Raw genomic sequence first — 13,034 nt, 5'->3', positions numbered from 1 at the left:
TTTGGACTTTTAACATTCTGACTCTTAATGGGCATCTATAACGGCTTGATCTCTGTATTGGCAGCAGGCATCTATAGTTTTATAAACCTCTTCTTTCGCTTTCAAATTTTTAGTGTCGTGCCCAACAGCAACGATGTTTTTTTCAATTGTTTTTATGTCAGTTTTATTTTCATCAAAAATCAATTTTAATTCATGGGTTTTGACGTCCCAAATGGCACTTTTTACGCCTTTGGTATTTAGACTTGCTTTTTCGATTCTGGTCTTGCACATTAAGCATACACCGTTGACTTCTAGTGATGCTTTCGCATTTTTGTTTTGGGAAAATGCCGCGGTTTCTATTAAGATTACAGCTATTAATATTAGTTTTTTCATGATTCTTGTTTTTTGTTTTTTCGTCTTTGCGAGGACGAAGGAAGAGGCAATTTTTTTAATATATGTTACTATTATTGTGAGATTGCTTCGGTCATGCTTCCCTGGCAATGACGGTATAATTATTATTTTTTTTATTCTATTCTAAATCGTAATCCCGCATAATACATGCTTCCAAAAACGGGACCATATACAAAAGTGGTATCAAAATTTGCTCCAAAAGGATCATTTGCTGCGACAATAGGATTTGGTTGTCTCACATTGGTTATGTTTTCGCCTCCTAAATATACTTCAAAAGTTTTAGAAAACACTTTCGTTATCTGTGCATTTAAAGTTGTTACCGTGGGTGTTCTATCAGGCAATTGATATTGTACAGGATTTGCCAAAGTGGATGAAAACCGTTGCTCGCCCACCCAATTATAGGTAGCGTCAAATTTCCATTGACCACCATGATCTTGCTCTTTCGTTTCGTAACCTATATTGGCAAACAAACGATGCTTTGGTATTAATGGTTTTTCTAGTTTTCCAGAATTGTATTGCGTTTGTACATCATAAAATTTATAGGACGTACGTAAATCCAAACCTTCAAACATATTATAATTAAATTCTGCTTGAAAACTATTGGCGAAACTTTTTCCATCAAGATTATAAAATTTGACTTCTTGTGGATTTTCAAAATCCACTACCACTTGATTTATAAAATCGGTTTTATAATAATCTATAGTGACATCCGCTTTTCTTCCTAAAAGATTAAATCCTTGTAAAAATGATACTCCATAATTCCATGCGATTTCAGGATCCAATCCATAAATATTTCCTGATGTATTTAAAATATTGATGTCACGAGACGTTGAAAATATATTCTGGTTTTCGGCAAAAATATTAGCGCTTCGTTTTCCTCTACCAAATGATGCGCGCAACGCCGATTTTTCCCAAGGCGTGTACCTGGCATGAACACGAGGTGTCACAAAGGTCCCCATAAGATTATGATAATCGACACGAACACCAGCCGTTACATTAAATTTATCCAAATCATCATAATTATATTCAAAAAATCCACCAACGGAATTTTCGGTTCTTTTATAATTTGACGCTAGATTTTGAGCATCTAAAAACTCATCATAGTGGTCATAAGTATAACTAACACCTGTTTTAATTTTGTGTCTGGAATCGCTAATGATGGAATTGTAAATCGCATTGGCATAAAGGCTGTTTTGTGTAATATCATATTGTTTTAATCCAAAATAGGATTCTTGAGTATGACTACTAAACGCTGTTTGAACACCCAAACTTTGCCAAGGAATCTCTGGATTTACATAACCCAATTTAGCAGATACTTCATAACGTTTGGTATCAATCTCGCTGCCCCAAGCGTTTGTAGTTAGTTTGTCAATTTTCGGATTAAAATCCAATTGACCAGTTTGTTTTTCATCATTCAAAAACCTTAAATTTATAAAACTCACAAAACCTTTTTCGGCATTGGTATATTGCCAACGATTCATGATATTAATTTGATTGAATTTCGGCATATCCAAAAAACCATCATCATTTACATCATGTTCTTGGTTTTGGGTATTTCCATGTAAATACAAACCAGTGTGCCACTTATCGCCTACTTGGGTATTGATATGGGTGTTTAACTCAAACCGCTCACTAGATGCACCATAAAGATTTACAAATACTTTATCATCTGAAAACGGTTTTACAAGTTCGGCATTGATTTGCCCGGCGATACTTTCATAACCATTCACAACACTTCCAGCACCTTTTGTAATTTGAATGCTTTCAACCCAAGTGCCAGGAATAAAACTCAATCCGAATGCTTGCGAAGCCCCGCGAACGGACGGAATGTTTTCAGTAGCTATTAAAATGTACGGACTTGTAAGCCCGAGCATTTTAATTTGCTTAGTGCCTGTAACGGCATCGGCAAAATTGACATCAATGGACGGATTGGTTTCAAAACTTTCCGACAAGTTGCAACAAGCTGCCTTTAACAGTTCATCACTAGTTACCGTAAATGTATTGGCAGCTTGCAAATATGATTTTACAGTAGCTTGTTTTCTGGAAGTTACAGTAATTTCATCTAAATTATCAGTCGGCTGCAACCAATGATGCACCATTTTAGGTTCGGTAATGGTTAAGGTATCGGCTTTAAAGCCCACATAACTAATCACCAATTTTGTGTATTCCTTTTTGTATTCCAGAGAAAACATGCCATCAATATTAGTGACTGTACCCACGGAAGTATCGAGCCAATAAACATTAGCTCCCGCTAACCCAATGTGCTCATTTTTGTCATTAGCTTCCATTATCATTCCCGTAATTTTTTCTTGGGAAGACAGAAATAATGGAAGTATTAATAATGTATATAATATCGTTTTCATTTTATTTTAGAATTCGCCACTATTCCACAAGCAAATTATTGAATAATCTTATGATTTTGCAGCAGTTTTTTATTGATTAAAAAGCATAATGATGGTCATAGCAAGATGACTTACTTTGCTTACTTTAATATATAAAAATCAAATAATGAAAACTTGGTCCAACACCTGAATGTCGGCGACCAAATTGGGAGGAGAATAATTTTTATGGGGAATTATTTGTTCAGATAAACCTTCAAAAAGGTTTACGAACGAATAAACATATGATGCTAAAAACAGTTGTTGTTGATATTTTAAATCATCAAAAGTTGTGGTCTTTAATTTATCTTGTCCTTTAACAACCTCAACTTCGTTTTTGCAACAGTTATCTTTTTTGCTTTCGGCTGTTTGTAGTTTAGACATATCCATGCCACACCCTATGGCTTCAGTAAATACTGCTGTTTCTACTAATGTATTACCACAAAAATGCTTTTCAACAGTGAAAGACATGGTTGACACTAAAACCAAAAGCGCTAGCGCAACCGAAAAAGCTTTATGTAACATATCTTTAATCACGTTGCAAAGATACGAAAAATTGAATTTTAAATAAATTTTTATAATTTGATTAACACCTATTGCTTGAGCTTGTAATAATAAAATGCTGGCAATAACAACAACAAAAAGAGGGGTTGAATTAAAAACCGGCGGATATTAAAAAACATATAATAATCTTGTTGTCTCGGACTAATAACAAAATATAAATAAAGGCCTATTAACACAATAAACGCTGAAACATAGACCATTACCGAAAACTTAATTATACTTATATCTTTAAAAAACAGATATAAAATACCCAAAGAAATAACCGTATTTATAATATAACGACATGTTGTAAATAGTGTAACCTTAAAAACTTCCCTTCTAGGGCTATCTATATATAAATAGTCATTTTGAAAAAAGATTAAATAGGGATCATAAAATAACTGGTTTTCAAAAACCCTCACCAGCACCAATACTGTGAATAGTACAAAAAGTAATATGTAAGTAACCGACTTATTCATTTTTTTTTGTCAGTTTAGAAAATCGATTCGCCCAAAACATCCATAGTAAAAATACCATTCCGTAAATAATTCCTGGAAAAACAACTTGATGCAATATGCCTGATCTCCAAGGATAATGATACAATCCTATAGACAAAACAACGATACGAAGTAAATTAACCACATATAGCAAAACACTTCCAGACAATGTAAAAATGATGGTTTCTTTTACATTCCCTGAAAAGGCTACAATAAACGAGACAAATAAAATAATAATACTTACCGAATTACAACCTTCAATAATTCTCGCTAAAAATTTACCGTTAACAATTAGTTTCATGGAAGGTTCATCGGGATGAGGTATTACAACGGCATTATAATCCAACACATTAAGCAAATCTTGGCTTTGAATGGCGACTAAATGCGTCATATAATCTGGATAAAATTGAGAACCGTCAGAAAACTTTAAATAGAATTTGTATGCCATTGATAACGTGACGTACACTATTAAAAAAGTCAATACGAACCTTGTTACCGATTTATATTTAATGAAGAGTTCTTTCAAAATATATCATTTATATATCGAACCGAATGTAACGCTTTTTAAATACTTTTACCAAAATTTTAATGAGATGATATTTGAACCGTTAAAACCACAAATTGAAGCCATTGTTTCAAACCAAAACAATTCGGTAAACGAACGATTACTTAACATTTGCAAATTACTTGAATCAAATATTCCACATTACAACTGGGTAGGATTTTATTTTAGGAATGGCAAAAAAGAAGAACTCATTTTGGGGCCTTATGTTGGTGCACCTACAGACCATACTATTATTCCTTTTGGAAAAGGCATTTGCGGACAAGTAGCCTTAAGTAATAAAAATTTTGTAGTGCCTGATGTGACGGCACAAGATAATTACATTGCCTGCAGCATCACTGTAAAAGCCGAAATTGTGATTCCAATTTTTGTAAATGGTGAAAATATTGGTCAAATAGATATAGACTCCAATACATACGATCCGTTTACTGAAGCAGACGAACGCTTTTTGGAGTTTGTATGTGAAAAAGTGGCGTCCATCCTTTAAATTAGAAAGATAAGTGAAAAACTTTTAACTTTTAACTTTTAACTTTTAACTTTTAACTTTTAACTTTTAACTTTTAACCTTTAACTTTTCTACTGTTAACAACTCTATTTTTTAGTTAAAAAATAGCTTCGTTTTTTAATTCTTCAAAGTACATATTTTGGTTTAAATAATTACTTTTGCACTTTAATATAACAAGCCAAAAATGAGCAACGAAAAAACCATTAAATCTGCTTTAATCTCTGTATTTAGTAAAGACGGTTTAGAACCTATTGTGAAAGAATTAAACCGCCAAGGTGTGACTATTTATTCTACTGGAGGCACCCAAAGTTTTATTAACGATTTAGGAATTAAAGTGGTTCCTGTTGAAGAAGTGACATCCTACCCTTCCATTTTAGGTGGCCGCGTAAAAACATTGCATCCTAAAGTATTTGGCGGTATTTTAAACAGACAAAATCATTCTGGTGACGTTGCCGAATTAGCCGAATATGAAATCCCGCAAATAGATGTGGTTATTGTGGATTTATATCCATTTGAAAAAACGGTGGCTTCTGGGGCAAGCGAGCAAGATATTATTGAGAAAATAGATATCGGTGGTATTTCATTAATTCGTGCTGCTGCCAAAAATTTTGCTGATGTAATTTGCGTATCGTCCGTAGATGATTATGCAGAATTTTTGAATATTATTTCGGAAAACAATGGAAGCATATCTGAAGAAAACAGAAAACGTTTTGCAACTAAAGCTTTTAATGTATCGTCTCACTATGATTCCGCAATCTTTAATTATTTCAATAAAAATAATGAGGAAGTTGTTTTAAAAATAAGTGAAAACAATGGGAAAGTGTTGCGTTATGGCGAAAACCCACACCAAAGAGGTTTTTTCTTCGGAAATTTTGATGAGATGTTCACTAAACTTAATGGTAAAGAATTAAGTTACAACAACTTATTGGATGTTGATGCAGCAGTTAATTTGATTAATGAATTTAAAAATGACGGCCCAACATTCGCTATTTTAAAGCACAATAACGCTTGTGGTTTTGCGCAAAGTAATTCAATTCAACAAGCTTACTTAGCAGCCTTGGCTGGTGATCCGGTTTCCGCATTTGGAGGTGTTTTAATTAGCAACACTGAAATTGATAAAGCTACTGCAGAAGAAATTAGTAGTTTATTTTGCGAAGTTATTATTGCGCCATCCTACAACGCCGAAGCTTTAGAAATTCTTAAAGAAAAAAAGAACAGAATTATTTTAATTCTTAATGATGTTGAGCTTCCTCAAACGAACGTGAGAAGTTGCCTAAATGGTATTCTACTTCAGGATAGAAACAATATGACAGATTCCATTGAAGGGTTGACTTATGTAACAAATAAAAAGCCAACACAAAATGAGTTGGAAGATTTAATATTTGCTTCAAAAATTTGTAAGCATACAAAATCAAATACCATTGTTTTGGTGAAAAATAAAAAATTATTGGCAAGCGGAACTGGGCAAACAAGTCGCGTAGATGCTTTGGAACAAGCCATACATAAAGCTAAAACTTTTAATTTTGATTTAAACGGTGCAGCCATGGCAAGTGATGCGTTTTTCCCGTTTCCTGATTGTGTTGAAATTGCTAAAAAAGCAGGCATTACTTCGGTAATTCAACCTGGAGGTTCTATAAAAGATCAATTAAGTATTGATTATTGTAATGAAAACAATATGTCCATGGTATTTACAGGTACACGTCATTTTAAACACTAAAAGAAATTATATTTGATATGAAAAGCTTCATGTATTTGAAGCTTTTTTTATTTCATTAAAAAATGAAAATACAATAAAAGACACATAATTTTGTTATGAATCCGATGAAATTCATCTATAAAAAATATATACCATAACAATAAACAATAATTTGTATTTTTTTCAGTAGTTTTATTACTTTTACATCCCGAAACCTAAGGGCTTTTTAATAACTTCATTAATAACAGATAATACATGGGCTTTTTCGACTTCCTAACCGAAGAAATTGCAATAGATTTAGGTACTGCAAATACACTCATAATACATAATGATAAGGTAGTTGTAGATGCGCCTTCCATAGTTGCTAGAGATAGGATTACCGGTAAAATAATAGCCGTTGGTCAAGAAGCTAGCTTAATGCAAGGTAAGACCCATGAAAACATTAAAACCGTAAGACCTTTGAAAGATGGCGTTATTGCGGATTTTGATGCTTCTGAGCAAATGATAAGTATGTTCATCAAAAACATTCCTGCATTAAAAAAGAAGTTTTTTACCCCTGCGCTTAGAATGGTTGTTTGTATCCCCTCTGGAATTACTGAGGTTGAAATGCGTGCCGTGAAAGAATCTTGCGAGCGCGTTAATGGTAAGGAAGTATATTTAATTCATGAACCTATGGCTGCAGCTATTGGTATTGGTGTCGATATCATGCAACCTAAAGGAAATATGGTGGTGGATATAGGTGGTGGAACTACCGAAATTGCCGTGATTGCCCTTGGTGGAATCGTATGCGATAAATCGGTAAAAATTGCTGGTGATGTGTTTACTAATGATATTGTATATTACATGAGAACCCAGCATAATTTGTATGTTGGTGAACGTACAGCCGAAAAAATAAAAATTCAAATTGGTGCCGCAACTGAAGATTTAGACCTTCCTCCAGAAGATATGAGCGTTCAAGGACGTGACTTATTAACAGGAAAACCAAAACAGGTTCAGATTTCATTCAGGGAAATAGCAAAAGCATTGGACAAATCTATTTTAAGAATAGAGGATGCCGTTATGGAAACCTTATCCCAAACACCTCCGGAATTGGCTGCCGACATTTACAATACTGGTATTTATTTAGCTGGTGGAGGCTCCATGTTACGCGGTTTAGACAAACGTTTATCGCTAAAAACAGATTTACCTGTTTACATTGCAGAAGATCCTTTAAGAGCTGTAGTAAGAGGAACTGGTATTACACTTAAAAATTTAGCTAAATATAAAAGTGTCTTGATAAAATAGGCCTATAAAACATGCAACAGATTGTTAATTTTATAATAAGGAACAAAACGTTTTTGTTGTTCTTGTTGCTCTTTTCTATTTCTATATTTTTTACCGTACAATCCCATTCTTACCATAAAAGTAAGTTTATAAATTCCGCTAATTTTTTAACTGGTGGTGTTTATAATTCCATTAATAATATTAGTGAATATTTTCATTTAAAATCGCAAAACGAGATTTTAGCTAAAGAAAACAATCGTTTAAAGGCTATTTTGTACAATTCCCAAACCAAGCGTAATACCTCCTATATTGATAGTGTCACTTTTAATGCGCTATATAAATTTCGTACTGCCCAAGTTATAAAAAACAGTTACAACGCAACAAACAATGTATTGCTTGTTAATAGAGGCATTAAAGACCATATTAAACAAGATTTTGGCGTTATTACAGATAAAGGTATTCTGGGAATTGTTGATCAAACTTCAAAAAACTATGCCACTGTCCTATCTGTTTTAAATTCCAAGAGTAATATTAGCGCACAATTAAAAAACTCAAATCACTTTGGAACCTTAAAATGGGACGGTAAAAGCCATGTTTATACACAACTTATCGATATTGCTAAAAACGCCATATTAAAAAAAGGAGATACTATTATCACCTCTGGGCGTTCATCTATTTTCCCTAAAGGTGTTCTTGTAGGAACCATAAATGATTTCAAATTGGATCCGTCTGAAAACTCATATATTATCAATATCAAACTTTTTAATGATATGGCTAATATCGAACATGTTTATATTATTGAGAATGTTAATCTTCCAGAAATAAAAAAATTACTGAATGAATAATATCCTTTCAATACATAGCATCCGATTTTTTATCCTTGTATTTCTTCAGGTGATCATTTTTAATCACATTAATTTTCTTGGGAATATAAATCCATATCCATACATTTTGTTCCTTGCTTTATTTCCCGTAAAAAATAACAGGACCGCGATAATCGGATTAAGTTTTGTATTGGGATTGTGTATTGATTTTTTTTTAGATACAGGTGGCACCCATGCCGCAGCGTGTTTATTTATTGCCTATATAAGACCTGTGATTTTGAAGTTTTGTTTTGGGACAATTTATGAACACCAAACCATAAAGTTTGAGACTGTCGAATTTGGCTCGAAACTTACTTATTTTACCCTACTTACGGTAATTCACCACTTTGTTTTATTTTCATTAGAAATATTTAACATCTCAAAAATAATTTTAGTGCTTCAAAAAACGTTATTCTCAGGCATTTTTACTATCTTAATGTGCTTACTTATAACTATTATTTTTACTAGGAAAACCAAATGAGGCAATTATTACTTTTCATAATTATTGGAATAACAGGAATCATCTTTATCAGCAGGCTATTTTATTTACAAATTTATTCTTCTGGCGATGAAAATTTGTATGATGATAATGCCATTAGAAAAGTATATGATTACCCTAAACGGGGTTTTGTTTATGATAGAAATGGAAACCTTTTGGTGGATAATCAGCCATCCTACGATGTGATGTTTATACCAAGAGAGGTAAAACCACTAGACACCCTTGATTTTTGTAATCTTCTTAAAATAACCAAAGAAGACTTTATAGAAATTTACAATAAAGCTTACGCTTATTCTCCCAGACTTCCTTCTGTTTTTATACCGCAATTAACCAAAGAAGATTATGCCGCCTTGCAGGAAAAAATGAGAAAGTTTGAAGGGTTCTATATCCAAAAACGATCCTTGCGCCATTATCAAACGACCATCGGAGCTAATGTTTTAGGCGATATTGGTGAAGTAAATGATGCCATTATTGAAAAAAACCCATATTATAAAATGGGTGATCTTATTGGTAAACAAGGTGTTGAAATATCTTATGAAGACATTTTAAGAGGCGTAAAAGGCATTAAGTTTATTCAAAAAGATAGATTTAATAGAGACCTAGGGCCTTATAAAAATGGTATTTATGACACGCTTCCAAAGCAAGGAAAAGATATTACTATAACCATTGATTCCAAGCTTCAAGAATATGGCGAACTTTTAATGCAACATAAACGTGGTGGCATTGTTGCCATAGATCCCTCATCGGGTGAAATTTTGCTTATGGTTACTGCGCCAAGTTACAATCCTAATTTATTGGTTGGAAGGGCTCGTTCAAAAAACTTTACCAAACTATACAACGATTCCATAGCAAAACCTTTGTTCGATAGAGGTTTAAAGGCTCAGTACCCTCCAGGTTCACCATTTAAAGTATTGAATGCCCTAATTGGTTTACAAGAAAAAGTAGTGACCACAGAAGATCAATTTTATTGCAGAATGGGTTATTATCTAGGTAGCAGACGCCTTACGGGATGTCATGCCCACTACAGTCCTTTAAGCATGAATGATGGTATAGCACAATCCTGTAATGCCTATTTCGCAAACGTATACAGACGTATTATTGACAAAAATGGCAACCCAAGTGAAGGCATGGATATTTGGAGCAATCACGTTAAAAGTTTCGGACTTGGTAATTATTTGGGCTACGATTTAAAAATTGGTAATAAAGGACGCATTCCAGATAGTGACTTTTATGATACTTGGTATGGCGAAAATAGATGGGCGTCAACTTACAATATTTCAAATTCCATAGGTCAGGGCGAAGTAGAAACCACGCCTATTCAATTGGCAAATATGATGGCCGCTATTGCCAATCGTGGCTATTATTACACGCCTCATATCATCAAAAAAATTGAAGGGCAAGACATTGACAAAAAGTTTACAACGCCCAATTATACGACTATTGACAAAGAAAATTTTGAGCCTGTGGTACAAGGCATGTTTGATGTGTATAACAAAGGTACGGCATCAACATTGCAAGTTCCAGGGATAGAAATTTGTGGAAAAACTGGAACTGCAGAAAATTTTATGAAAATTAATGGTGTAACAACTCAATTAACAGATCATTCCATATTCGTAGCTTTTGCCCCAAAAGACAATCCTAAAATAGCGCTTGCCGTTTTTGTTGAAAATGGGTATTGGGGCAGTCGGTTTGCTGGAAAAATTGCCAGTTTAATTATTGAAAAATACATAAAAGGGGAAATTACCAGAACCGATTTAGAAGATTGGATTTTAAGATATAGTTTAGAGCATGAATATGAAAAACCATACTCTGGTGAACCGTTTGGAATAAACAAAAATACAACTCTAGAACAGGTTGATGAGTTAGAATATAATAGACTTAAAGAGCAATTAAAACAGTTGTCTAGTTAAATGGTAGAAGCTCAGAAATATTTTAAGTTTGATTGGATTACTATTTTTCTCTTTTTTTTGCTGGTTGGCTTTGGTTGGCTCAATATTGTATCGGCATCCCATACTGGTGAAACTGTCAATTATTTCGATTTTTCCCAACGCTATGGAAAACAACTCATGTTTATTTTTCTAACCATTGGTTTAATTATTATCCTGCTAGCCATAGAAGCTAAATTTTATGAACGTTTTTCAAGTGTCATCTATATTCTTTCCATGCTGTCACTTGTGGGTCTTTTTATTTTTGGAAAAAACGTAAATGGCGCTACATCATGGTACAGCATTGGTGGCATGACGTTCCAACCAAGCGAGTTTGCCAAAGCTGCCACCGCACTTGCCGTTGCTAAATATATTAGTGATTTAAATACAGACATTAAAAGGGTTAAAGATCAAATTAGTGTGCTTGCTATTGTAGCCATTCCTGCTATCTTGGTATTGCTTCAAAAAGATGCCGGAAGTACTTTAGTTTATGGCTGTTTCATATTCATATTATATCGTGAAGGGGTCTCACCTGCCTATTTATTAATTACCTTATCAGTCATCATACTATCGCTTCTTTCTATAAAATTTGGAGTTTTAATAACTTCAACAGCTATGGTTTTAATTGTTTTGACACATCATTTTACCAGAAAAAGAAAACCTTTATTAATTCAACCCATATCTGTTATTTTAATAAGTGTATCTATTTGTTATGGGGTTAAATATTTTTTTGACAACATACTACCTTCACATCAAAAAGATAGGATTACTATTTGGTTGAGCTTAGAAAAAGATCCTGAAAAGTTAGAGCACATGAAAAAAACCATTGCTTATAACTTGAACGAATCAGAAAGGGCCATAAGCTCTGGAGGGTTAACAGGAAAAGGATTTTTAGAAGGTACCAGAACTACTGGGAAATTTGTACCCGAACAAGATACCGATTACATTTTTAGTACCGTTGGCGAAGAATGGGGTTTTGTAGGAAGCGCTTTCGTTGTCATTCTATATGTGCTTCTTTTAATGCGTATCCTTCATTTAGCAGAATTACAAAAATCACAGTTTAGCCGTGTATATGGTTATAGTGTTGCCGCTATCATTTTTATGCATTTTTTAATTAATATAGGTATGGTTATGGGTTTAATCCCCACTATTGGCATCCCATTGCCGCTTTTTAGCTATGGCGGCTCTGGACTTTGGGGCTTTACCATTTTATTGTTTATTTTTATAAAGTTGGATTCTGAAAGAATAAACCAATGGTAGTCAGTAATCAATTTTAGCTTTATGAAAAAATGCGGCTTCATTTTTATTGTTCTTTTGATGGTTGCTTGCTCAAGCAGCAAAAACACTAGCGGCCATAAGTCTTTTTCATCAGAACAAATCAATTTAATTACAGCGGCTGATTCACTTACGCCCATGCGTGTTTTCAAAATAACAAATAAACAAGATTCCATTTTATTAAGAACCAAAAGCCAATATATTAAGCCTGATTCGACCGATATTGTTTTACAAACATTTGTAAAACGTCTCTATAAAACAGTTACTGATAGCATGTCTTTAGGTGTGGGTATTGCGGCTCCTCAAGTAGGTATTTTAAAGAATATTATTTGGGTACAACGATTTGATAAAGAAAATTTTCCTTTTGAAGTATATTTAAACCCAAAGATTGTTTCCTATTCTGAAAAAAAGCAAGTCCGAAGAGAAGGTTGCCTTTCCATTCCGAATCGTTCAGATACTTTAAGTACCAGAGCTTATTCCATTTTATTGGAATACGATACTTTGGAAGCCAAACACATCACAGAAACCGTGGAAGACTTTACCGCAATTATATTTCAGCATGAAATAGATCATTTAAATGGTATTCTTTATATAGACCACCTCAACAAGGAAATTACCGATGCTAAAAAGAAATAAAA

The 13,034-nt window shown here is 33.5% G+C and carries 13 protein-coding genes; 8 read left to right on the top strand and 5 right to left on the bottom strand.

What is annotated here, in order from left to right:
• Window positions 1-24: 24 nt before the first annotated feature.
• From CDH50_RS09155 to xrtF, 5 genes are all read right to left on the bottom strand, one after another.
• The gene (locus CDH50_RS09155; RefSeq protein WP_100611823.1) at window positions 25-372 is read right to left on the bottom strand and encodes a heavy-metal-associated domain-containing protein; all 348 of its coding nucleotides are present in this window, start codon (window positions 370-372) and stop codon (window positions 25-27) included.
• Window positions 373-503: 131 nt separating this feature from the next.
• Complete coding sequence (locus tag CDH50_RS09150) at window positions 504-2,753, bottom strand: TonB-dependent receptor (protein ID WP_100611821.1); 2,250 nt, start codon at window positions 2,751-2,753, stop codon at window positions 504-506.
• Between the two features lie 138 nt (window positions 2,754-2,891).
• On the bottom strand, window positions 2,892-3,302 hold the full coding sequence (locus CDH50_RS09145; protein ID WP_449393456.1) for an HYC_CC_PP family protein: 411 nt from the start codon (window positions 3,300-3,302) through the stop codon (window positions 2,892-2,894).
• 59 nt (window positions 3,303-3,361) lie between these two features.
• Window positions 3,362-3,790 (bottom strand): exosortase F system-associated membrane protein, encoded by a 429-nt coding sequence (locus CDH50_RS09140; protein ID WP_100611818.1) that lies wholly within the window; start codon window positions 3,788-3,790, stop codon window positions 3,362-3,364.
• Window positions 3,783-4,334, bottom strand: coding sequence for an exosortase family protein XrtF (gene xrtF / locus CDH50_RS09135; RefSeq protein ID WP_100611816.1), 552 nt, complete (start codon window positions 4,332-4,334; stop codon window positions 3,783-3,785). The genes CDH50_RS09140 and xrtF overlap by 8 nt, the downstream gene beginning before the upstream one ends.
• A 67-nt stretch (window positions 4,335-4,401) precedes the next feature.
• On the opposite strand from xrtF, the gene CDH50_RS09130 reads away from it, so the two are divergent.
• The 8 genes from CDH50_RS09130 (at window position 4,402) to def (ending at window position 13,032) form a co-directional block, all read left to right on the top strand.
• Entirely contained in the window at window positions 4,402-4,857 is a 456-nt protein-coding gene (locus tag CDH50_RS09130) for a GAF domain-containing protein (RefSeq protein WP_100611814.1), read from the top strand.
• 202 nt (window positions 4,858-5,059) lie between these two features.
• Window positions 5,060-6,592 carry a bifunctional phosphoribosylaminoimidazolecarboxamide formyltransferase/IMP cyclohydrolase gene (gene purH, locus CDH50_RS09125; RefSeq protein ID WP_100611812.1) on the top strand — a complete coding sequence of 511 codons (1,533 nt, stop codon included), beginning with the start codon at window positions 5,060-5,062 and terminating at the stop codon, window positions 6,590-6,592.
• 234 nt (window positions 6,593-6,826) lie between these two features.
• Window positions 6,827-7,855 (top strand): rod shape-determining protein, encoded by a 1,029-nt coding sequence (locus CDH50_RS09120; protein WP_100611810.1) that lies wholly within the window; start codon window positions 6,827-6,829, stop codon window positions 7,853-7,855.
• 11 nt (window positions 7,856-7,866) lie between these two features.
• Entirely contained in the window at window positions 7,867-8,679 is an 813-nt protein-coding gene (gene mreC / locus CDH50_RS09115) for a rod shape-determining protein MreC (protein ID WP_100611808.1), read from the top strand.
• Entirely contained in the window at window positions 8,672-9,178 is a 507-nt protein-coding gene (mreD, locus tag CDH50_RS09110) for a rod shape-determining protein MreD (protein ID WP_100611806.1), read from the top strand. Before mreC ends, mreD begins: the two co-directional genes overlap by 8 nt.
• A complete protein-coding gene (locus tag CDH50_RS09105) occupies window positions 9,175-11,106 on the top strand; it encodes a peptidoglycan D,D-transpeptidase FtsI family protein (protein ID WP_100611804.1) in 1,932 nt (643 codons plus the stop codon). The genes mreD and CDH50_RS09105 overlap by 4 nt, the downstream gene beginning before the upstream one ends.
• Entirely contained in the window at window positions 11,107-12,381 is a 1,275-nt protein-coding gene (gene rodA, locus CDH50_RS09100) for a rod shape-determining protein RodA (RefSeq protein ID WP_100611802.1), read from the top strand.
• A gap of 21 nt (window positions 12,382-12,402) precedes the next feature.
• Complete coding sequence (gene def, locus CDH50_RS09095; RefSeq protein WP_100611787.1) at window positions 12,403-13,032, top strand: peptide deformylase; 630 nt, start codon at window positions 12,403-12,405, stop codon at window positions 13,030-13,032.
• The last annotated feature ends 2 nt before the right edge of the window (window positions 13,033-13,034 follow it).

Origin of the sequence: Confluentibacter lentus, from assembly GCF_002806995.1 — a bacterium.
Lineage (GTDB): Bacteria > Bacteroidota > Bacteroidia > Flavobacteriales > Flavobacteriaceae > Confluentibacter > Confluentibacter lentus.
The sequence above is the reverse complement of the archived record's forward strand: the minus strand, read 5'-3'. Positions and strand labels throughout refer to the sequence as shown.